The following is a 21,845-nucleotide window of genomic DNA, read 5'->3' on the forward strand; positions in this document are numbered from 1 at the left end:
TATTTCGTTTTATGATTGGCGACGAAAAGTCGCGGTCACCCGAAGATCGGGGCCAATACGTCGAACATCTAAGATGTCTAACTCAAGCACATCTTGCATGTCTTCTAAGCCAAGTGCGCCAAATAACCCTCGCCCATCACTGCCCATGATTTTGGGTGCGAGGTACAATATAACCTCATCTATTAAACCTTCTTGAATAAGAGAGCGAGCTAATGTTGCTCCTCCTTCCACCCAAATATGGTTAATATGATGACTTTTTGAGACTTGCTCAAATGTGGCTTGTAAATCGAGCAGTCCCGCTGAATTATAGGGCACTTGCAGGCCATCAGCTTGCTGATCAACGACCAAGACATCCCCGCCAGTTTTAAACAACTTTAATTCTGGTCGTAGGCGTTGCTGACGATCGAGGATCAGTCGCAAAGGTTGGCGCAACTTCGATTGAGGGTACTTATCTTGAATGTGTTCAGGTAGCTCGTCCCAACGTACCGCCAAAGATGCATCATCATCCAACACTGTTTGGCTGGTCGATAAAATAGCGCAAGCTTTGCTGCGATACGCTTGTACGTCTCGGCGAGATTCCTTAGAAGTAATCCACTGACTCTGACCGTTCGACAGGGCAGTTTGCCCGTCTAAACTTGCCGCCATTTTCAATTGCACAAACGGCAGGCCGGTGCGCATCAATTTGATGAAGCCACGATTGAGAGATTCTGCTTCCTGCTGCATCAGGCCAACCTGAACGTCGATGCCCGCATCACGGAGCATTTTGACTCCTCGACCCGCAACTTTCGGGTTCGGGTCTTCCATTGCGCATATCACTTTGCTGACACCAGCGCGAATTAACGCCTCCGAACATGGTGGAGTTCGGCCATAATGAGCGCATGGCTCCAATGTGACGTATGCGGTCGCGCCCTGTGCGCGCACGCCAGCTTGCTGTAACGCGTGAACTTCTGCGTGCGGCTCGCCCGCTCGCATATGACAACCCGCGCCGACAACGGTTTCGTCGTGCGCAATCACACAGCCGACATTTGGGTTAGGTGCCGTCGTAAACATGCCACTTTTCGCCATTTCAATAGCTTGCAGCATCAATTTATAATCTGTTGGTGTATACATGAATTTCAGTAAATCACATTTAATCTTCGAGTTTCGCAATCTCTTCACCGAACTCTCGAATATCTTCGAAGCTTCGGTAAACGGATGCAAAACGAATATAGGCAACCTTATCCAGCTCTTTCAACTGGTCCATGACCAGATTGCCAACCATAGCGCTGTCAATTTCACGCTCTCCAGTGGCTCGCAGCTGAGACTTTATCACACTGATCGCTAATTCAATCGCATCAGCACTCACGGGGCGCTTTTCAAGCGCACGCTGAAAACCACCGATCATTTTGTCTTCATTAAATGGTTCACGGTTGCCATTGGATTTAATCACTTTAGGCATAACCAATTCAGCGCTTTCAAACGTGGTGAAGCGCTCACTACAGGCTAAACACTGACGGCGTCTGCGAACTTGATGGCCGTCCGCCACCAAGCGAGAATCAATAACTTTTGTGTCATGCTCAGAGCAAAAAGGACAATGCATAATATCTCCTACCCCTGTTATACAGCATTGGCAGTATTGATAAATTTAAACGAAAATGGAGAACAAACTCTCATACTCGGCTTTTTAGTCGCGTAAACGTTCTCGGTCGCATGACTGTCTAGCCTTGCGAGCACTACCCAGTCCCAGATAGAAAGTCGAACTCCGAGCATCACAAGTGAATAAAATTAGCTGCGGGATAAATAATCCGCTTTCCCTACCCACTTATAGCTGGTTAGCTCTTCTAATCCCATCGGGCCACGAGCATGCAACTTTTGCGTCGATACCGCCACTTCAGCGCCAAGGCCAAACTGAGCGCCATCGGTGAAGCGAGTCGACGCATTAACATAAACGGCCGCCGAGTCCACCGAGTTAATAAAACGCTCCGCGTTATCTAACCGGTTAGTTAGAATTGCGTCAGAGTGACTGGCGTTGTGCGTTCGCATATGCGTAATCGCTTCGTCGACATCGGCGACCACTTTAACACCCAATGTAGCGCTAAGCCATTCGGTATCAAAATCGCCTTCTTCCGCCGCTCTCACCTTATGTGCATTCACTAAATGAGACTGGGCGGTAGAATCAGCGACTAAAGTCACACTATCACCTAAGTGAACCGCTAGCTTACCTAAAAATACCTCAGCGACCGATTGGTGTACCAATAATGTATCCAAGGCATTGCAGGCTGATGGGCGTTGCGTCTTCGCATTATCGACAACCAAGAGTGCTCTATCAAGATCGGCACTGTCGTCGACAAACATATGGCTAATACCAAAGCCGCCAATAATAACAGGAATCGTGCTGTTTTCTTTGCACATTTTATGTAACCCTGCGCCACCGCGAGGGATAATCATATCAACATACTGATCCATTTTGAGTAGATCAGTAACCGATTCTCTTCCCGGCTGTTCTAGGTATTGCACTGATGCTGGAGGAAGGTTCGCTAGCTTCAACGCGGTTTGGATCACTTTCACCAATTCCATATTAGAAAAGTATGTCTCTTTGCCACCGCGTAGAATACTTGCGTTACCTGTTTTTAAGCAAAGTGAGGCGATATCTATCGTCACATTAGGGCGAGCTTCATAAATCACCCCCACCACACCCAATGGCACACGACGGCGAGTAAGGTACATACCGTTATCCAAGACTTTGCCGCCCTCCTCACTACCAACAGGATCAGGTAGATTGATGACATTTCTGACGTCCTGAGCGATCGCCTGCAAACGTTGTGTATTCAACATTAAACGGTCGAGCAACGCGTCATTAAGCCCCGCCTCTTTGGCCAGCTGAATATCCTTGCCATTGGCCGCCAAAATTGCGCCTTCATTAACCTCTAATTGATCCGCGATGATCGAAAGAGCGTTATTTTTTTGTTCACTCGACGTGGTTGCCAAATGAAATGCGGCATCTTTACCCGCTTGGCCAATACTCGTTAACTGCACACTCTATCCTTTTAATCTTGAATCAAAACAAAATCATCACGGTGAATCACTTCTACCCCATATTGGTAGCCCAGCACCGTGACGATGTCCTTGCTGTGTTTGCCTAAAATCCGGGTCATATCTTGACTGGTATAACGGCTAAGCCCACGGCCAATTAATTGCCCTTGAGAATTGATGACTTGAATGACATCACCGCGGGCAAACTGCCCCTCCACCTTCACGACACCTTTGGCCAGCAAACTACTGCCTGTTTCCAACACCGCTCGCACCGCGCCATCATCAATCACGACATCCCCCTGAGCCGCTGGCCCAGCTAATATCCATTTTTTGCGATTTTCTAGTGCATCAGCCAAAGGTAAAAAGCGAGTGCCATGAGGTGTATCGGAGACGGAATCTATAATCACGTTGGGGGCGCTGCCAGAGGCAATGATCACTTCCGTTCCCGCACGCCGAGCAATATCGGCCGCTTGTAACTTGGTCGCCATGCCACCAGTACCCAAGGTGGTGCCGCTGCCTCCAGCGATTTTGCGTAGAGTTGCATCTATGGTGCGAACTTCTTTGATTAATTCAGCATCAGGATCTTGACGAGGGTCTGCCGTGAACAATCCGACTTGGTCGGTGAGCAGAAGTAGCTTGTCTGCGCTGCAGAGAATGCCGACTAAGGCGCATAAGTTATCGTTGTCCCCAACTTTGATTTCGCTGGTCGCAACGGCATCATTTTCGTTCACTACTGGGATGATATTGTGTTCAAGTAAAGCATTGATCGTATCACGTGCATTTAGAAACCTTTCTCTGTCTTCTAAATCCGCACGCGTTAGCAACATTTGGCCAATTTTAAGCCCGTAGATAGCAAACAAAGACTCCCAGACCTGAATCAGCTGGCTCTGCCCCACCGCTGCCAACAACTGTTTACTCGACATATTGTTGGGTAGTTCTGGGTAACCAAGATGCTCACGGCCCGCCGCCATCGCGCCTGAAGAGACAACCACTACCGCGTGCCCCTGTCGCTTCAACTCCGCGCATTGGCGGACAAGTTCCACCATATGTGAGCGCTCTAACGCTAATGTACCTCCAGTAAGCACACTTGTGCCCAACTTCACCACCACCGTTTGCGATGCGCGATTTGTACCCTCTGCCTGCTTATCTTTCATGTCACCGTCTATCAATACTGAAATCAGAACGAACAAATGTTTTAACAATCAAACGTCAAATTCACAAGAAAAAAAGGCGCGATTACGCACCTTTTTGTTCGAATCACTTCGGCCTGTTAGCCTTTCGAGTGTGTTCTTTCAGCAGAAAGTGGGGACAAATACTGGCCTGCGAGTGATTTACACAAACTCGACGGATTCTTCATGGATATGGACTTGGAGATTAAAACTGCGCTGGAGGGTATCAAGTAACTTTTTATGGAAATCTTTTTGAGTGCGCTGCACTTCAACAACTACTTTTTTAGGAACTTTCTTAGCCTTCCAATCACCAACGTCATCATACATACCGACATAATACTTCGCGGCGAAGCCCCCATCGACCTTGTCCAATTCAAGCCACCAGCCCCAAAACTCCCTCTCTTCTGGAAGCTTTTTCTCATCAATACAAAACGACAAACAATCGAATAAGTAATGCCCTTCACTGGATTGAAGCTCTCGAAAATAAGGCCCAATCGCTTTTAAGGCTGACATTAGACGATAGTGAGTGGGGTGCTTGATGACATCAGACATAGTAACTCTCCGTTTAGCGTGTCAGGGACGGCGCAATGTGACACCCTAAGAACGAACGATCCTGGTGCGTTTATTCCATTTACTGCACTAATGGAGTGTTAATCGTTACATAGGATGTTTAGGGTGTGCTATTAACATGCTTAACTATAAAGCTGAAAATGTCACCTAAATAGCTCATTTTCAAGCCACTTTATCGCTAAATCGAGGGATAGCTCATATCCTTGTGTAAGGGTTTTGCTACTGATCTTTTTCGATTGCCCATACTCGCTAAACATCGCAGCCAGTCGGTTATCTGAATGTGGAGAAATCGGATCATTTTCTAAACTCATCGCCATAATCGGCACTTTAGTTTTTCTACTGGTTAAAAAGCCTTGTACTTTCAATGACCACGCCATCAACTGGCCAGACAAACTTTGTAAATCCACCGCCGACTTTCCTAGCCGAGAGGCCAGCACGTCAAGGTGCATTTTCGACATATTGCTAACCTTCGCAGGTGATGACAAAACATCATGGATAGGCGCGCCAATTGAGACACACCCTTTCAGTTTATCTTGCTCCAAAAACGACAGTCGAACCATCGCATTCCCCGCGAAACGAAAGCCAAGTAAACCCACTTTGAAATGATCCACCCAAGGAACTTTCGGCAATTCAGCCAGTACCGCCTGATGCAAACATGAACTGTCTTCAGTCAGTGGCCAATGGTGGCTGTGGCCGACTGAAGGCATATCGACAGTTAGCATTGCAATGTCTCTTTTGGCCAAATGATCGCGAAACAGTCGCCACATATCGGTTTGTAAACTGTCGAGCCCTGCGCTCACAATCACCACTGGTTGGGGTTTATCTGTTTTACTGAGGTGTAAATTGGCGATGATTTTTTTATTTTTGTACGGCACTTCAATTTGCTTGATCACGTATTTCGTTTGTTTGGCCGCTTCAGAGTATGCGGTGTTTGCTAGCACTTGTGCCTGACGTGATAAGGAGTCATTTTTAAGGTGAGGGTACCCGGCAATACTAAAACATAACGAGGCTGAAAATAACGAGTTAGCGGCCTCTTCGCCTGCCAATGAGTTGGCGCGTTTTTGGTAAGTCATACCAAGCTTGCTCCACTCATATGCCCAGTTGCCACTGCGATACCCCATGACAGTATCTAGCCAAGCATCCTCCGTTCGAGAATGCGGCGAGGAAGCGATACGAGCCAATACGCCTTCTTGCTCGATAGGATCAATCCCCTGCCAAATCCATTGAAGGCGACGTAAGTTGCGATACCAAGCACTAGGATGCTCTGCGTTCTTCTCTTCCAGAACCTTTTGACTGCTGGGTAAGTATTGAGTCAAAGCCGAGGTTTCTTTAGCTTGTTTATGCTTATCAAATAAGACCTCAGATAAGTTTTTACTCGATGATTGCGGCATACCCCATCCTAATTCAAGATTGGCAAAGTGATCACTCTGCTTGGTGTTTATATTGTGGGCCACTTTACCCTAGCATGACTGAGCATAGAGAAAGTTAATCCCTATCGACCAACCAAAAAAATGGCCCTAGATTGGGCCATTTTACGGGATCTTACTGAATAACTCAGTTATTTTCTTTTGCGATTAATTGGCTCTACAAACGACAGTGCCATATCCCAAGGTTGCTCAATCCAAGTATCTTGCGCGATGTCGACGATATACTCATCCACTAAGTTTTGCCCTGCCGGTTTCGCACAGACTGTAATCAGTTTAGCTTTTGGATACATTTCACGAATTTTTCTCGCGGTATCACCACTGTCGACCAAATCATCGATAATTAAATACCCTTCACCATCGTGCTCCGGCGCTTTTAGTACCGTCATGTCACGTTGATGATCGTGGTCATAGCTTGAGATACACACGGTATCAACGTAACGAATGCCCAGCTCGCGAGCCAAGATAGCCGCAGGAACCAAGCCGCCACGACTCACGCCCAAAATACCTTTCCATTGTTCTGCTGGCATTTGTTGTTCTGCCAATTGACGACAGTAGCCGTGCATCATTTCCCAAGTAATAATGAATTTATTGCTCATGTTAAACCTAATCTACCTTGTTGAATTCGTTAACCTACGGCGTATTTCACCACAAATATCGCTGCCATAATATACACGCTAAGCGACACTTCCCGTCCCTTACCGCTAAGCACTTTAATCGCGGCGTATGAAATAAAGCCAAAAGAGATGCCTTCTGCAATAGAGAAAGTGAGTGGCATGAGTAAACATGTAACCACTACTGGAGCGGCTTCCGTCAGATCTCGCCAATCGACCCCCACCAGCCCAGACATCATCAATATCGCGACATAAAATAACGCGCCCGATGTCGCGTACGCTGGAATCATGCCCGCCAAAGGCGAGAAGAATAAAGCCAGCAAAAATAAAATACCAACGACAACCGCAGTGAGGCCAGTACGCCCACCCGCGGCAACGCCTGAGATACTCTCGACGTATGAAGTCGTATTGGATGTCCCCAATAAGGCACCAATTGACGTAGCGGTGGAGTCAGCTAATAGTGCTTTGTTTAAACGCGGGATCTTGCCGTCTTCTTTCATCAGCCCCGCTTTGCTCGCCACGCCGACTAAGGTGCCAGCCGTATCGAACAAATCAACAAACAAAAACGCGAAAACCACCGAAATCATTCCAACTTGGAACAAACCAGAAAAATCCAAAGCTAGAAAGGTTGGTGCGATACTCGGAGGCATCGACATCACCCCTTGCCATTGCACACCGCCAAACACTATGCCTAACGCTGTTACCGCGAGAATACCAATCATCACGGCGCCCGCCACACCTCTATATACCAAGGCTATTGTCAGAAAAAAACCGACGCAAGCAAGAAGAGATGGCATCGAGGTAATATCACCTAACGTGACAAAGGTGGCTGGGTTAGCGGCAATAATTCCTGCGTTTTTTAAGGCGATGAACGCCAGAAACAGACCGATACCAGCAGAAATCCCCGTCCGCAAAGACATAGGGATAGAATCAATGATCAGCTCGCGTATTTTAAACAAGCTAAGCAGAATAAACAGGCAGCCCGACATAAACACAGCAGCTAGTGCCACTTGCCATGTATAGCCCATGCCCAGTACAACTGAGTAAGTGAAAAAGGCATTCAACCCCATCCCCGGCGCCTGTGCGATAGGGAAGTTAGCCACAAAGCCCATGATGAAACAGCCAATGGCGGCGGCCAGACACGTTGCCACAAACACTGCTCCGTGATCCATCCCTGTCGATGATAGTATCGCGGGGTTCACAAAGATAATGTACGCCATGGTCAAAAAAGTGGTCAATCCGGCGACAACTTCCGTTCGGGCATTGGTTCCATATTCACTCAGTTTAAATAACTTTTCTAACATAGAGGCTCTCGCAGCATAGAATAAAAACGATTGCGTAATCGTTTGGGTCGGGATTATAAGTTTATACCCAAGTAACCTCAAGCGGCATTGTCCCGCGCAAATTCCATGCGAGCAAGTTTTAGAAATTATGTGAAAAGTGAGATTTTTACGGTGCAGACAAGAGTTAAAGCTAAACTGTCATCGTATCCGTACATAAGGCACTACAGGCTGGCCAGAGTAGCCTTCCAAAGGATTTCCCACTCCCTGTTATCGTTATGTTATCCTTGCCCGATAAATCGGCCGTCCCTTCCTCCGTTTTTATGCGGATAAAGACTGAGTCGAAATAAAACAAAAGTGTGGCAAAAATACTGAAAGGAGCTATCCGTGTCTCAAGATCATTCTGAAATTAGTAACCTATCGCCTCGCCCTGTGTGGCAATTCTTCGACAAGATTTGTTCCATTCCTCACCCATCAAAGCACGAAGAAGCGTTAGCTAGCTACATCGTAGGTTGGGCGAAAGAGCAGAATCTAGATGTTCGTCGCGATGACGTAGGTAACGTATTCATCAAAAAGCCAGCAACCCCTGGTATGGAAGATCGCAAAAGCGTAGTACTGCAAGCCCATATCGATATGGTGCCGCAGAAGAATGAAGATACGGCGCACGATTTCGTCACAGACCCGATTCGTCCTTACATTGACGGCGAATGGGTAACAGCGCAAGGCACCACGTTAGGCGCAGACAACGGCATGGGCATGGCGTCTTGCTTGGCAGTTCTTGCCGCTGACGACATTCAACACGGTCCACTTCAAGTGCTGCTGACTATCGACGAAGAAGCAGGCATGACAGGTGCGTTCAACCTTCAGCCAGGTTGGCTAGAAGGTGACATCTTGCTGAACACAGATTCAGAGCAAGAAGGCGAAGTGTACATGGGTTGTGCGGGCGGCGTCGATGGCGCTATCACATTCGACATCACTCGCGAAGCGCTACCAATGGGTTACGTTGCTCGCCAGCTTACCCTTAAAGGCCTAAAAGGCGGTCACTCTGGTTGTGATATCAACACTGGCCGTGGCAACGCAAATAAGTTGCTGGCTCGCTTCCTAGCAGGCCACGCAGAAGAGCTAAATCTACGCCTAGTTGAATTCCGTGGTGGTAGCCTACGTAATGCTATCCCACGTGAAGGCTTTATCACTGTCGCACTACCAGAAGAAAACCTAAACAAGCTAGATGCGCTATACACTCACTTCACTGAAATGCTACGCAGCGAGCTAGGCAGTATTGAAACTAACCTTGTTACTTTCAACGAAGCCGTTGATGGCCAGCCAGAAATCATCGCAGCAGACGACCAGAAAAAACTGATCGCTACACTGAACGCATGTCCGAATGGTGTGATTCGCATGAGCGACGACATTGAAGGCGTGGTAGAGACTTCTCTAAACGTTGGCGTGATCACGACAGATGCAAACAAAGTGACTATCTTGTGCTTAGTTCGTTCACTGATCGATTCTGGTAAAGAGCAAGTAGAGAGCATGCTACGTTCAGTGGCAGATCTGGCAGGCGCAAACATTGAATTTAGTGGCGCTTACCCGGGTTGGAAGCCGGATCCAGATTCTGAGATCATGGTGATTTTCCGTGACATGTACGAAGGCATCTACGGTCACAAACCAAACATCATGGTTATTCACGCAGGTCTTGAGTGTGGTCTATTCAAAGAACCGTACCCGAACATGGACATGGTGTCTTTCGGCCCAACGATCAAGTTCCCTCACTCTCCAGATGAAAAAGTGAAAATCGACACTGTTGCGCTTTACTGGGAACAAATGGTCGCACTACTCGCGAACATCCCTCGCAAAGCATAATTTACTACGAGTATTGACTAAAAAGCCGACTCATCGTCGGCTTTTTTATTGTAATGGTCTCGAGCACGTTACCTTTCTATATTGTTATCTCTATACAAAATCACACCTCTACTTCGAGCCAAGAATGTCACGCACCAAAGGGATCACTTCATCGAATGAACAAAGGTGATCTGCATTCCTATAAACACTCCTCCCTTCAACAAAAACGGCCACGCGAGAACTATCCAGCATACTAAAATCATTATGATCGTTCCCCACTGCTACCGTGCGGTTAAAGTCTACGTCAAGCTTCGAAAGTGCTTTAGCTTTATTCGTATCGTTCGGCGTCAAATCAAACATGTTTTCACTGCTATGAGGGTGCACACTAAATTGCAAATGAGAAGACTTAAGTAGCGCTTCAACTTCTTGTTTTATAGACATATCGAGAACCAACACCTTTGTCACTCCAAGTGACATTATCTCGTCTTCAGATTTCAAATCATTGGATAACGTCTGTATATACTCATGAAACGGGTGTGTACGTGGGGACAATGAATAGCCCCAATCTCCATCAAGTATGTAAGGTACAAGCCTAGACTGGAGATAAAGAATCACCTGCAACACATCATGTTTATCAAACCTATCGGAGAAAATAAGTTCACCTTGCTTCCACGCCTGCCCCCCGTTACAGCCAATAAACGTGGAGCTTCTAAGCGGTTCTGGAATCAAAGGAAGCATATCTCTAACGGGCCTAGCAGAAGCAAAGAGTAGATTAGACTTGGCTGATAAATCCTTTATTTCGTGAACTTTCCTCTCACACAGTGGTTCGCCGTTGTTTATTATGGTGCCATCTAAGTCGAAAACGATATTTAACAGATTCGGGATCATTGCTAGTGCCTTGTTATATAAGTGATAGAAGGAATGAACAGTACTCATTCCCTTCGACTTAACAATAACAAGTCAATATGCTAATTTTAGCACCTTCAGCTCAACATTAAGACGTTTCAGAGCAGTGATGAACATAAAACTAACCCGTTTCTCCCCAAATCGCTCAATCCAAGTCCACCATTTAAAACACCGCTCTCCTATATTTGAATTTCACGCTCACGACAGCTATGAGCTGATAATGCTGAAAAATTGTAACGGCAAGCGTTACATTGGTGATTCCGTGGAAGAAGTCTCATCAAATGAGCTGGTTTTGATTCCACCTTTTGTTCCGCACACATGGGACAGTAAATACGTAGCTGAAGACATCGTTGTGGTTTTGTTTGGGCGAGAGTTACTAGATCTAACGATACCTGAATTTCAACCGCTCACCCGTTGGCTAAAAACGCTAAAGCAACCGATCTCTCTTGATTTGGAAGTCTCACACACGAACGATCACTATATTCAAACACTGTTAACGATGAAAAAACTGGCGCCAATTGAGAGGGTTACCGCGGTACTCAATCTGCTGAGTTCTCTTAGTCACGACAATTACCAAGCTGAACATGGCGACATGACTTACCCAAGTGCTAAATTATCCGAGCTAGTCGCCTATATGAGCGGTGAGAAAGTGCGCTCTTTAGCGGAATGTGCCGTGGCTCTAAATATGAGTGAATCGACATTAAAAAGGTGGCTAAAAAAAGAATTGGACACCAACTTCACCGACTTCTATCGGCATATCCGAATAAGCAAAGCGCAAAAGCTATTAGCAAGTACTTCGACACCCATTCCGATTATTGCTGAAAAGAGTAGTTTCAACTCCACGCGCTCATTCAATGCTGCTTTTAAAGCGTATAGTTCATTGACCCCTAAACAATTTAGAGCTGTATACCACTGGCGCTTCAATCAAAAAAGCTCAGTTGCTTCTGCTTAGCATCGGGCTTCAGCATCACTGTTAACCCCATAAGCCGGATTTCTCGCCCTTGCTGCCGCTTCAGGATATCCCTCAGGAGAGTCTTAAAGTCTTCCAGCTCTAATTGAGCTTGGCCGTGCTCAATCGTGGTAAGAGTGAAATCCGCAAACTTCATTTTAATCCCCTGCTTGACGATGTCTTTTTCGACCTTAGCCAACCTGCGCTCTAATTCAGGGAACAGCTTTGATTCAATCACTTGCCAGCACTCTTGATAGCTGAAAATATTTTGTGTGAAAGTGCGCTCTACGCCCACCGATTTACGTTGGCGCTCGACTACGACTTCACGATTATCGATACCTTGACTGCGTTTCCACAGCGAACTGCCTAGCCGGCCAAATTGCTGTAAAATAGTCCGATAATCACCCGTTCTAATATCGAGGCAGGTAAAATAGCCCGCTTTGTTGAGTTTTTCTAAGCCAACTTTCCCCACTCCGGGGATTTTATTTAATGTTAAGCCATCAATTACAGACTGCACTTGGGCAGGAGTCACCACATACTGGCCGTTAGGTTTATTTAAATCGCTCGCAACCTTTGCCAAAAACTTAATGGGTGCCACGCCAGCTGACGCGGTCAGGTTTAGCTCATGCCAGATATCACGACGTATAGCCTCGGCAATCAAGGTTGCCGAACCTTGACAATGTTCACTGTCGGTAACGTCTAAGAAGGCTTCATCTAACGAAAGTGGTTCTATTCGCTGGGTATAGCGCGAAAAAATACTGCGTATGTGCTGAGAAATTTGTCGATATACGTCCATTCGACCGGGGACAACCAAAAGCTTGGGGCATAGCTTCATCGCTTGGCCTGTAGGCATAGCACTGCGAATACCAAATTTTCGTGCCTCATAGTTACAAGTACTCAGCACACCACGCTGATTTTCACGCCCTCCAACGGCCAGTGGACGGTTACGGTAATCAGGGTTATCACGCATTTCAACGGCGGCGTAAAAGCAATCCATATCAATATGAATGATTTTTCTTGGTTTATTCTCCACAACCGACCTTTAATGGAACTGTATAAATAACCAGTATACCCGTGTCAAATTTAAAAGAAAATGCACAACGAATTTAACTAGACTCTGCTATACCTTATTTGAAGAAGTATTTAAGCAACACCAGCTCAGAAAGTTATTACTCAACAAGTGGTTAAGTAATACTAAAAGGCCACAGTCGCCTTATCTGTAAGCATATGAGCTAAACACTTAATTGGAAAATGATGATATCGCAATTTTTCATTCAACATTTTTAACGCAATTAACTTCTCAACAGGTTAGTAATTTGAATAACAAAATTTTACTGGTGGAAGACAGTAAGTCGTTACGAAGCTTAATTTCACAAGAACTTCAATCCTTGGACTGCGAGGTTATACCTGCTGGCTCAGTTGCCGAGACAAACGAAGTGTTGCAGAAAAGTACTGATTTTTTCTGTGCGGTACTCGATTACTGCTTACCCGATGGTGCAAACGGTGAAGTCATTGACTTAGTCTTGGACAACAATATAAAAGTCGTCGTAATGACGTCCTACTTTAATCCTGAAATTCGTGACCACTTCCTATCAAAAGGCGTACTTGAGTACATTTTGAAGGACAGTATTACCTCCGTATCTTATTTAAACCCCTTCGTTAAGCGATTGATGTCTAATGTGAATCATCGAGCACTCGTGGTAGATGATTCACGAAGCATACGCGCCACGATTGTTCAGCTGTTGAATGATGAATACATAGAATCAATTGAAGCGGTAGACGGCCAAGATGCGCTAGAAAAACTTTCTGAGAACCCTAACATCAGTTTCGTCATCACAGATTATGATATGCCGAACAAGAACGGGGTTGAGATGATAAAAGAAATGCGTCACATCCACGATCAAAGCCAACTCGCTATTTTAGGCCTGTCGGCAAGCGAAGATCGAACCTTAACTGCCCAATTTCTAAAAGCAGGCGCTAACGACTTCCTCCATAAACCCTTTAACCAAGAAGAGTTTTACTGTCGAATTCATCACATGCTTAATATGAAAGAAGCAACCGATGAGCTTTATAAATTAGCTAACCAAGACTCTCTGACTGGGATGTGGAACCGACGTTACCTATTCAGACATCAAACTGGCCAACAAGACGATCGCTGCGTGGCCATGATTGATATCGACTTTTTTAAGAAAGTGAATGACACGTACGGGCATGATGGAGGAGATGCGGTATTAGTCAAAATATCCAAGCTCATCAAAGACTCTCTCCCAAACGAAATCTGCGTTCGATTTGGTGGAGAAGAATTCTGTATCGTCCATCAAGGCAGCTTTGATTCGTTTAAGGCGCGATTGGAGAAGATGCGTTGCGAGATTGAACAGTGCGACACTCCAAGCAATGGTGACATTATTCGCTGCACGATTAGTATTGGCGTATCACAAGTTCAAGGTAGCTTGGAACAACAAATTAAAGCTGCAGACCATTGGCTATATGAAGCCAAACACCATGGGCGAAACCAGCTGTGTCACGATTAGGCTGTGGACCATAACGCTATTGGTAATCTAGCTATTGGTAACCTATTAGGTTAGGAACACAGCTAGGTTAGGAGCACAACTAGGCTGGAAACACATGCCGCTAACGTGTTAAAGAAACAAAGTTTTCAAGAAACTCAGTTCACTACAAGATGCGCTCGTTATCCCACTTAGCTAACTTTTCTGCCCTAGCCGCCTCTCTCGCTTCACGCTTTTTACGCGCGTCGCAAGGCTCTGGACAATTACAAACCTTATCAATACCAACGGCTCCTAAACCGCCACAACTGCCTTTCACCGGCTTACGCTGGAACATATAACCTACTGCCATCGCCGCGATAACCAGTAGAAAGATGCCAAAAGTGATCAAAAAAGTCGTCATTGTTACCTCATTTATTACTCTGTACATAACGCTGAAAGGCTTCAGAGCGATACTCTTTAAAGCCCTGATCGGTTTTTACGATCAACATCACTGGGATCTGCTCTTGATCAGCCAAAGCGATAGACTCCTGCTCACCCAAGATAGAAAACATTGTGGCATAGCCATCTGCCGTCATGCAATTATCATCCAGTACCGTCACCGATACAACACGATTTGTAATCGGCCGACCAGTTCTCGGATCAATCAAATGAGAAAAGCGTTTCCCTTGTTGCTCGAAATAATTTCGATAGTCACCTGAAGTCGCAATCGCTTTATTTTTAACCGCTAAAACTTCCTGAACACTCCTTTGGCCCGCAACGGGTTTCTCTATGGCGATCCGCCATGGCTGCCCTAGACGATTATGGCCCTGCGCTTTGATTTCACCACCAATATCGACCATAAAGTTTTTGATATGCCATTCACTTTGTAAATAATGGGCGATATCGTCAACACCATAGCCTTTGGCTATCGAAGACAAATCGACATACAGACCGGGTACGTCTTTTTGTAATTGATTGCCGCCCAATACGTGCAGCTTGTTATAACCGACCTGGGCCTTGCGTTGGGCGATGCTTTGCGCGTTCGGAATGGTATCAGGCCGATTTTCTGGGCCAAAACTCCACAAGTTCACCGAAGGTCCCACGGTCACATCATACGCGCCTGCACTGAGTTTAGATAATCTTAGTGCTTCTCGCACAACCGTCGCGGTGGCTGACGATACCGAATAAGGGTTCTCTTGGCGATATTGATTAAATCGACTCAACTCGGAGTCTGGACGATATGTGGACATTAGATCATTAATACGTTCTAGCCGAACATCAATTCCCTTTTGGATCTCTTTGGCGTTAAGCGTGTGGTCTTGCTCAACTAACTTGATTGAATAGTAAGTCCCCATTGTGGCACCTTGCAGTGACACTTGAGTTTGTTGTGGCTCACTACACCCCAGCAATAATACGCTAAGGAAAACCGCCCCACAGAACCGAATTATTTTATCTAATCTTATCACCACAAGTCCCAATCAATGTTCCTAATAACCCAAATATTTATTTACGTTAGCTTCTCACACGCATCATCGGCGCATAAAAAATGGCTGGCCACTTAGGCCAGCCATTTGATACACAGTTGTTGTCCGTAGATTTATACGCTAAACGTTTTTACGCTAAATGCTTGTACACTCTATTTGAAACCGAGTTCAACACAGCGATTAACCGCCGAAGTCATCCAATAAGATGTTTTCGTCTTCTACGCCCAAATCTTTTAGCATCCCGATCACAGCTGCATTCATCATCGGTGGACCGCACATGTAGTATTCACAGTCTTCTGGCGCATCATGATCGCGCAAGTAGTTGTCATACAATACGTTATGAATAAAGCCTGTGTGGCCATCCCAGTTATCTTCGGGCATAGGATCCGACAAAGCGCAATGCCAAATGAAGTTATCATTCTCGGATTGTAAGCCATCGAAATCTTCCACATAGAACATTTCACGCTTAGAACGCGCACCATACCAGAACGACATTTTACGATTGGTATTCAAACGCTTCAGCTGATCGAAAATATGAGAACGCATCGGTGCCATACCCGCACCGCCACCAACAAAGACCATCTCTGCATCCGTATCTTTAGCGAAAAACTCACCAAATGGGCCAGAAATAGTACACTTGTCACCATCTTTCAATGACCAAATATAAGAAGACATTTGACCTGCAGGGACGTTCGGATTATTCGGCGGAGGCGTCGCGATACGGACGTTAAGCATGATAATGCCTTCCTCTTCCGGATAGTTCGCCATTGAATAAGCACGAATGATCTCTTCGTCCACTTTTGAGTCGTAACGGAACAAATTAAATTTATCCCAATCGCCGCGATACTCATCCGGCACATCAAAATCTGCATACTTGATGTGGTGTGCTGGCGCTTCAATCTGAATATATCCACCTGCACGGAATGGAACCGACTCTCCATCAGGGATTTGAAGTTTAAGCTCTTTAATGAATGTTGCTTTGTTATCATTAGATATAACGCTACATTCCCACTTCTTCACTCCGAAAATCTCTTCCGGTAGTTCGATATCCATATCGGTTTTCACTGCGACCTGACAAGCTAAACGCTCACCTTCGCGGGCTTCACCCTTAGAGATATGATCAAGCTCAGTAGGAAGAATGTCCCCACCGCCTGATTTTATTTTTACGCGGCACTGACCGCAAGAGCCACCACCACCACACGCTGACGATACAAATACACCAGAGCCAGCTAGGACACTGAGTAATTTGCTACCCGGCGAGGAAACGATAGATTTGTCATCGTCTCCATTGATCGAAATCGTAATGTCACCTGTCGGTACCAATTTAGATTTAGCGAATAAAATCACTAGCACTAGTACCAGTACAATCAGAGTAAACATTCCGACACCAAGAAGAATAATCTCCATTGACGAATCCTTTATTGTTGCGGTTTACCCGACTTACAGTTGAACACCAGAGAAAGACATGAATCCTAACGCCATTAGGCCAACGGTGATAAAGGTAATCCCTAAACCACGTAGCCCAGGAGGCACATCAGAGTACTTCATCTTCTCGCGAATACCGGCTAACGCGACAATCGCCAGCATCCAACCAACCCCAGAACCAAAGCCATAAACGACGGATTCTGCAAAGTTGTAATCACGCTGCACCATGAAAGATACACCACCGAATATTGCACAGTTCACTGTAATCAACGGTAGGAAGATACCCAGTGCGTTATACAATGGTGGGAAGAAGCGATCTAAGATCATTTCTAAAATCTGTACTAAAGCGGCGATAACACCTATAAAGGTAATGAAGTTTAGAAAGCTTAAATCTACACCTTGAATCAACGCATTTTCTTTCAGTACATGGTTGTACACCAACTCATTCATTGGCACGGCGAGTGTCAACACAACGGTAACCGCAACGCCTAAACCGAAAGCCGTTTTCACTTTCTTTGATACCGCTAGGAAAGTACACATCCCCAAAAAGAAGGACAGCGCCATATTTTCTAAAAATATCGATTTAACCAATAGGCTAATATAATGTTCCATGGTTGCTTTACTCCTTCGCTTCTACTTGCTCTGGTTTTAAACTACGGATAACCCAGATAAGGAAACCGATAAGGAAGAAGGCCGATGGCGCGAGGAGCATCAAACCGTTTGGTTCATACCAGCCACCGTTTTTCGCCAATGGTAATACTTCCATGCCGAAGAGTTTGCCCGAGCCCAATAGTTCACGGAAAAAGCCCACGGTTAGCAGAACAAAACCATATCCCAAGCCGTTCGCAATACCATCAATAAAAGACGGGATTGGCGCTGATTTCATTGCGTAGGCTTCTGCGCGTCCCATTACAATACAGTTAGTAATGATAAGGCCGACAAACACCGATAGCTGCTTAGAAATATCGTAGAAATAAGCGCGCAACACTTCGTCGACCACGATAACCAACGAGGCGATGATCGCCATTTGCACAATGATACGTACGCTATTTGGAATGTGGTTACGAATACTGGAAACGAAAAAGTTTGAAAATGCGGTAACCAAAGCGACCGCTATTGTCATTACAAACGCCGTTTCTAGCTTAGTGGTCACCGCTAGTGCTGAACACACACCCAACACCTGTAAGGCAATAGGGTTGTTATCAAGCACCGGAGACAACAAGCTTTTTTTCAAGCTCTGTGCGTTAGACATTAGTTCAAACCTCCATTGCGAACTTTCGCCAAGAATGGGGCGTAACCCAATTTGCCCAACCAGAAGTCAAACGTGTGCTGTACGCCATTACTGGTCAGCGTCGCACCCGACAATGCGTCAACATCGTGGCTAGAACCTGCTGGAGCACCACCTTTCACAACCTTAATTGCAGGTTTGAAATGAGAGTCATACAATTTCTTGCCTACCCATTGTGCACGCCAAGTTGGGTTTTCCACTTCACCACCTAGCCCAGGAGTTTCACCTTGCTGGTAATAAGTTAGACCTGTCACAGTGTTACCGTCGGTTTTCACCGCCACAAAGGCATACATCATTGACCAAAGTCCTGTCCCGTTCACCGGCAGGATAACTCGAGTAATTTTGCCTTCTTGCTTCACTAGATACACCACACCAATCTTGGCACGGCGACCAATGCGCGCAATGTCTTCTTGTGACGTCAACTTGATTGAAGTTTTCGGATCTTTCGCCGCTTTTTTCTCATCGTAGTTGGCTGCATCACCAGCTTGAAAATCACCGGTGTTGAAATCAATCAACTTAGGTTCAATGAATTTTTTAAACAACTCAGGAACTGAGCCTTTTTCTTTGATGCCTGCTACTTCAAGAATCTTGCTTTGTTTATCCAACACCGCATTTTCTATCTGTTTACTACGCAGGCCTACCGCTGCCACCGACACAATTACCGAGCACACAAGACTCAATAAAATGACGACAATCAGCGTTTTTTTAATGCTATCGTTATTGCTTGCCATAGCGACGAAGTCTCCGCTTGATGTTCTTCTCTATCACCACATGGTCAAATAGTGGCGCAAATAAATTCGAGAACAGGATTGCCAACATCATCCCTTCGGGATACGCCGGGTTCACGACACGAATCATCACACACATCGCCCCGATCAAAATTCCGTATGTCCATTTACCTTTATCGGTAAACGACGCCGACACTGGGTCTGTCGCCATAAAGAACATACCAAAGGCAAAACCACCTAACACAAGATGCCAGTACCAAGGCATGCTAAACATAGCGTTGGTATCTGAGCCAATCACATTAAACAGAGTAGCAGCTGCAATCATCCCTAGCATAACGCCAGCAATAATGCGCCATGACGCGACTCCTATATATACGATAAACGCTGCACCAATCGCCAGTGCCAAGGTAGACACTTCACCAATTGAACCAGGAATATTACCGATGAAGGCATCCATCCAAGTGATCGTATGGCCAGTAACGGAATCCACTAGTGCGCCATGACCGCCTTGAGACCATTGGCTCAGCGGTGTTGCACCAGAGAAACCATCCGCGGCAGTCCACACTAAGTCACCAGAGATTTGCGCTGGGTAAGCGAAGAACAAAAATGCACGGCCAGCAAGCGCAGGGTTTAAGAAGTTACGCCCTGTGCCACCAAATACTTCTTTGGCGACAACCACACCAAAGGTGATCCCTAGAGCGGCTTGCCAAAGTGGTAAAGTCGGCGGAACAACCAGTGCAAACAAGATAGAGGTAACAAAGAATCCTTCGTTCACTTCATGTTTACGCACCATACAAAACAGCACTTCCCAGAAACCACCAACGATAAACACCGTCAGGTAAATGGGTAGGAAGTAGGTCGCCCCTAGGAGCATCTTACTGCCCCAACCAGCATCAGCCCCTAAACTGCCCCCGAGCATTTGGGTAAACCAGTAGTGCCAATCAGCGCCAATCACGCCAGCGAGTTGTTGAATCGTGTATAGATGATTTAGTGCAGCGATCGCTTGACCACCTGCGTTATACATTCCCCAAAACGTAGCAGGGAAAACCGCTAGCCAAACCATAATCATGATGCGCTTCAAATCGACGCTATCACGAACATGCGAGCTTTTTTTTGTTACCAAACCTGGCGTATAAAAAATTGTTGCCGCTGCTTCATACAACGCAAACCATTTTTCATGTTTCCCACCAGGCTCAAAATGAGGCTCGATATCTTCTAGAAACTTTTTAAGGCCCATTATCGCATTACCCTTCTTTTTCTATCGTATCTAGACATTCACGAAGCAGTTGACCGTATTCGTATTTGCCTGGGCATACAAAGGTACAGAGTGCGAGATCTTCTTCATCTAGCTCCAAAGCACCAAGTCGTTGAGCGCTATCGCTATCGCCCGCACATAAATCACGCAACAGTAATGTTGGTTCCATATCCAGTGGCATGACTTTTTCGTAGTTACCTATTGGCACCATGGCGCGATCACTACCGTTAGTCGAGGTCGTCATATTGAATAAACGCCCTTTACACAGATGACCAAGGTAGGCACGTGTCACTGAGAATTTGTTTTTGCCCGGCGTCGCCCAGCCTAAAAAGTCTTTCTCGCGACCTTCTCGCAGCACAGATACCTGAACGTGATATCGCCCTAAATAGGCGTAAGGCCCAAAGGCATGGATACCAGAAAGAACAGATCCAGAAATGACACGGACTTCACCCTTCATCAGCTCGTTTTCAGTGAGCTCATTTAGATCCGCACCGATTCGCGTGCGAATTAAACGCGGTTCATTCACTACAGGTCCAGCCAACGAAATAACTCGCTCGGTGTAAAGTTCACCAGTAAGGAATAGCTTGCCGAAAGCAATCACATCTTGATAGTTCAGGCTCCACGCGACATTGTCAGCGTTGACTGGATATAAAAAGTGCATGTGAGTGCCCGTCAGCCCAGATGGGTGCGGCCCACCAAAGACATGCTCTTCTACCTTGTCGCTTGAGCTGGTTGGTATACTTTGATTCGCTTTACACACGTAGACCGTGTCATCAGTCAGAACCGACAAAATATCTAAGCCCGCGGTAAATGCTTCAGCTTGCTCATTGATCACCAAAGCTGGATCGGCGGCCAATGGATTAGTATCCGTTGCCGTTACAAATATCGCCTTGCTTGATGAGTCGATGGCTGGGACTTTGCTAAATGGACGAGTACGTAATGCTGTCCAAAGCCCAGAGTTCACCAATTGGTCGACAACAACGGAACGCTGTAGCGACGTAAGTTGGTTTGATTCGAATTTATCGAAAGTGATTTGCTGATCTTCGTTATCTGCCACTTCAATCACAATGGATTGCAGTACACGTCTCGAACCACGGTTCACTTCGACCACTTTACCGCTTGCTGGCGAAGAAAATTTCACACCTTGATTCTTCTTATCTTCAAAAAGAATCTGTGCTTTTTTTACTTCATCTCCCACGCGAACATGCATTGTTGGACGCATGCCCACGTATTCTTCACCTAACAAGGCAACCCTTTTAACAGCTTTGCCGTCGTCGATTGCCTTAGAAGGAACTCCTGCTATTGGAAGGTCCAATCCCTTTTTTATTGTAATCATACGCACTTGCACTAATTTATCGGAAAAAGGTTGTTATCATTGCGTCACTAGTAGGCACGACATCAGTGCACTATTCTTGG

Annotated in this window: 21 protein-coding genes; 3 read left to right on the forward strand and 18 right to left on the reverse strand. The window is 45.9% G+C overall.

Annotation, left to right across the window (positions count from 1 at the left end):
• Positions 1–9: 9 nt before the first annotated feature.
• The 8 genes from ribD to L4C34_RS07900 all read right to left on the reverse strand — a co-directional run bounded on the left by ribD (position 10) and on the right by L4C34_RS07900 (position 8,093).
• On the reverse strand, positions 10–1,110 hold the full coding sequence (ribD, locus tag L4C34_RS07865) for a bifunctional diaminohydroxyphosphoribosylaminopyrimidine deaminase/5-amino-6-(5-phosphoribosylamino)uracil reductase RibD (RefSeq protein ID WP_428788790.1): 1,101 nt from the start codon (positions 1,108–1,110) through the stop codon (positions 10–12).
• A gap of 19 nt (positions 1,111–1,129) precedes the next feature.
• Entirely contained in the window at positions 1,130–1,579 is a 450-nt protein-coding gene (gene nrdR / locus L4C34_RS07870) for a transcriptional regulator NrdR (RefSeq protein WP_428788791.1), read from the reverse strand.
• Between the two features lie 185 nt (positions 1,580–1,764).
• Complete coding sequence (locus tag L4C34_RS07875) at positions 1,765–3,015, reverse strand: glutamate-5-semialdehyde dehydrogenase (RefSeq protein WP_428788792.1); 1,251 nt, start codon at positions 3,013–3,015, stop codon at positions 1,765–1,767.
• Between the two features lie 11 nt (positions 3,016–3,026).
• Positions 3,027–4,166: a glutamate 5-kinase gene (proB, locus tag L4C34_RS07880; RefSeq protein ID WP_428788793.1), complete on the reverse strand. Its 1,140-nt coding sequence runs from the start codon at positions 4,164–4,166 to the stop codon at positions 3,027–3,029.
• Between the two features lie 177 nt (positions 4,167–4,343).
• Positions 4,344–4,733, reverse strand: a complete 390-nt coding sequence (gene crl / locus L4C34_RS07885; protein WP_428788794.1) for a sigma factor-binding protein Crl — start codon at positions 4,731–4,733, stop codon at positions 4,344–4,346.
• A gap of 161 nt (positions 4,734–4,894) precedes the next feature.
• Positions 4,895–6,142, reverse strand: a complete 1,248-nt coding sequence (frsA, locus tag L4C34_RS07890) for an esterase FrsA (protein ID WP_428788795.1) — start codon at positions 6,140–6,142, stop codon at positions 4,895–4,897.
• Positions 6,143–6,309: 167 nt separating this feature from the next.
• Positions 6,310–6,774: a xanthine phosphoribosyltransferase gene (gene gpt / locus L4C34_RS07895; RefSeq protein WP_428788796.1), complete on the reverse strand. Its 465-nt coding sequence runs from the start codon at positions 6,772–6,774 to the stop codon at positions 6,310–6,312.
• A gap of 29 nt (positions 6,775–6,803) precedes the next feature.
• Positions 6,804–8,093 (reverse strand): NCS2 family permease, encoded by a 1,290-nt coding sequence (locus L4C34_RS07900; protein WP_428788797.1) that lies wholly within the window; start codon positions 8,091–8,093, stop codon positions 6,804–6,806.
• A 363-nt stretch (positions 8,094–8,456) separates the two neighbouring features.
• On the opposite strand from L4C34_RS07900, the gene L4C34_RS07905 reads away from it, so the two are divergent.
• On the forward strand, positions 8,457–9,929 hold the full coding sequence (locus L4C34_RS07905) for an aminoacyl-histidine dipeptidase (RefSeq protein ID WP_428788798.1): 1,473 nt from the start codon (positions 8,457–8,459) through the stop codon (positions 9,927–9,929).
• A gap of 108 nt (positions 9,930–10,037) precedes the next feature.
• On the opposite strand, the gene L4C34_RS07910 is transcribed toward L4C34_RS07905, so the two are convergent.
• The gene (locus tag L4C34_RS07910) at positions 10,038–10,796 is read right to left on the reverse strand and encodes an HAD-IIB family hydrolase (RefSeq protein WP_428788799.1); all 759 of its coding nucleotides are present in this window, start codon (positions 10,794–10,796) and stop codon (positions 10,038–10,040) included.
• A gap of 127 nt (positions 10,797–10,923) precedes the next feature.
• Between L4C34_RS07910 and L4C34_RS07915 the strand changes: the two genes are divergently transcribed.
• The gene (locus tag L4C34_RS07915; RefSeq protein ID WP_428788800.1) at positions 10,924–11,766 is read left to right on the forward strand and encodes a helix-turn-helix transcriptional regulator; all 843 of its coding nucleotides are present in this window, start codon (positions 10,924–10,926) and stop codon (positions 11,764–11,766) included.
• Here the strand turns inward: L4C34_RS07915 and dinB are convergent.
• The gene (gene dinB, locus L4C34_RS07920; protein WP_428788801.1) at positions 11,735–12,796 is read right to left on the reverse strand and encodes a DNA polymerase IV; all 1,062 of its coding nucleotides are present in this window, start codon (positions 12,794–12,796) and stop codon (positions 11,735–11,737) included. The two genes, L4C34_RS07915 and dinB, sit on opposite strands and share 32 nt — an antisense overlap.
• A gap of 283 nt (positions 12,797–13,079) precedes the next feature.
• On the opposite strand from dinB, the gene L4C34_RS07925 reads away from it, so the two are divergent.
• Positions 13,080–14,294, forward strand: a complete 1,215-nt coding sequence (locus tag L4C34_RS07925) for a GGDEF domain-containing response regulator (RefSeq protein WP_428788802.1) — start codon at positions 13,080–13,082, stop codon at positions 14,292–14,294.
• A 142-nt stretch (positions 14,295–14,436) separates the two neighbouring features.
• On the opposite strand, the gene nqrM is transcribed toward L4C34_RS07925, so the two are convergent.
• The 8 genes from nqrM to L4C34_RS07965 all read right to left on the reverse strand — a co-directional run bounded on the left by nqrM (position 14,437) and on the right by L4C34_RS07965 (position 21,765).
• Complete coding sequence (gene nqrM, locus L4C34_RS07930) at positions 14,437–14,670, reverse strand: (Na+)-NQR maturation NqrM (RefSeq protein ID WP_428788803.1); 234 nt, start codon at positions 14,668–14,670, stop codon at positions 14,437–14,439.
• Positions 14,671–14,677: 7 nt separating this feature from the next.
• Positions 14,678–15,715, reverse strand: coding sequence for an FAD:protein FMN transferase (locus L4C34_RS07935; RefSeq protein ID WP_428788804.1), 1,038 nt, complete (start codon positions 15,713–15,715; stop codon positions 14,678–14,680).
• Positions 15,716–15,913: 198 nt separating this feature from the next.
• Positions 15,914–17,140: an NADH:ubiquinone reductase (Na(+)-transporting) subunit F gene (gene nqrF, locus L4C34_RS07940; RefSeq protein WP_428788805.1), complete on the reverse strand. Its 1,227-nt coding sequence runs from the start codon at positions 17,138–17,140 to the stop codon at positions 15,914–15,916.
• A gap of 33 nt (positions 17,141–17,173) precedes the next feature.
• Entirely contained in the window at positions 17,174–17,770 is a 597-nt protein-coding gene (nqrE, locus tag L4C34_RS07945; RefSeq protein ID WP_428788806.1) for an NADH:ubiquinone reductase (Na(+)-transporting) subunit E, read from the reverse strand.
• 7 nt (positions 17,771–17,777) lie between these two features.
• Positions 17,778–18,410: an NADH:ubiquinone reductase (Na(+)-transporting) subunit D gene (locus L4C34_RS07950; protein WP_428788807.1), complete on the reverse strand. Its 633-nt coding sequence runs from the start codon at positions 18,408–18,410 to the stop codon at positions 17,778–17,780.
• Complete coding sequence (locus L4C34_RS07955) at positions 18,410–19,177, reverse strand: Na(+)-translocating NADH-quinone reductase subunit C (RefSeq protein ID WP_428788808.1); 768 nt, start codon at positions 19,175–19,177, stop codon at positions 18,410–18,412. Before L4C34_RS07955 ends, L4C34_RS07950 begins: the two co-directional genes overlap by 1 nt.
• Complete coding sequence (locus tag L4C34_RS07960) at positions 19,164–20,411, reverse strand: NADH:ubiquinone reductase (Na(+)-transporting) subunit B (RefSeq protein ID WP_428788809.1); 1,248 nt, start codon at positions 20,409–20,411, stop codon at positions 19,164–19,166. Before L4C34_RS07960 ends, L4C34_RS07955 begins: the two co-directional genes overlap by 14 nt.
• Positions 20,412–20,418: 7 nt before the next feature.
• Positions 20,419–21,765: a Na(+)-translocating NADH-quinone reductase subunit A gene (locus L4C34_RS07965; protein ID WP_428788810.1), complete on the reverse strand. Its 1,347-nt coding sequence runs from the start codon at positions 21,763–21,765 to the stop codon at positions 20,419–20,421.
• Positions 21,766–21,845: the final 80 nt, after the last annotated feature.

Origin of the sequence: Vibrio profundum (assembly GCF_050337555.1) — a bacterium.
Lineage (GTDB): Bacteria > Pseudomonadota > Gammaproteobacteria > Enterobacterales > Vibrionaceae > Vibrio > Vibrio profundum.

Coding starts and splice junctions, on each gene's coding strand:
- gpt (WP_428788796.1), bottom strand. CDS start 6,774: ATGAGCAATAAATTCATTATTACTTGGGAAATGATGCACGGCTACTGT.
- L4C34_RS07900 (WP_428788797.1), bottom strand. CDS start 8,093: ATGTTAGAAAAGTTATTTAAACTGAGTGAATATGGAACCAATGCCCGA.
- proB (WP_428788793.1), bottom strand. CDS start 4,166: ATGAAAGATAAGCAGGCAGAGGGTACAAATCGCGCATCGCAAACGGTG.
- nqrF (WP_428788805.1), bottom strand. CDS start 17,140: ATGGAGATTATTCTTCTTGGTGTCGGAATGTTTACTCTGATTGTACTG.
- nqrM (WP_428788803.1), bottom strand. CDS start 14,670: ATGACGACTTTTTTGATCACTTTTGGCATCTTTCTACTGGTTATCGCG.
- nrdR (WP_428788791.1), bottom strand. CDS start 1,579: ATGCATTGTCCTTTTTGCTCTGAGCATGACACAAAAGTTATTGATTCT.
- L4C34_RS07955 (WP_428788808.1), bottom strand. CDS start 19,177: ATGGCAAGCAATAACGATAGCATTAAAAAAACGCTGATTGTCGTCATT.
- L4C34_RS07960 (WP_428788809.1), bottom strand. CDS start 20,411: ATGGGCCTTAAAAAGTTTCTAGAAGATATCGAGCCTCATTTTGAGCCT.
- L4C34_RS07915 (WP_428788800.1), top strand. CDS start 10,924: ATGAACATAAAACTAACCCGTTTCTCCCCAAATCGCTCAATCCAAGTC.
- L4C34_RS07950 (WP_428788807.1), bottom strand. CDS start 18,410: ATGTCTAACGCACAGAGCTTGAAAAAAAGCTTGTTGTCTCCGGTGCTT.
- crl (WP_428788794.1), bottom strand. CDS start 4,733: ATGTCTGATGTCATCAAGCACCCCACTCACTATCGTCTAATGTCAGCC.
- L4C34_RS07965 (WP_428788810.1), bottom strand. CDS start 21,765: ATGATTACAATAAAAAAGGGATTGGACCTTCCAATAGCAGGAGTTCCT.
- L4C34_RS07910 (WP_428788799.1), bottom strand. CDS start 10,796: ATGATCCCGAATCTGTTAAATATCGTTTTCGACTTAGATGGCACCATA.
- frsA (WP_428788795.1), bottom strand. CDS start 6,142: ATGCCGCAATCATCGAGTAAAAACTTATCTGAGGTCTTATTTGATAAG.
- nqrE (WP_428788806.1), bottom strand. CDS start 17,770: ATGGAACATTATATTAGCCTATTGGTTAAATCGATATTTTTAGAAAAT.
- ribD (WP_428788790.1), bottom strand. CDS start 1,110: ATGTATACACCAACAGATTATAAATTGATGCTGCAAGCTATTGAAATG.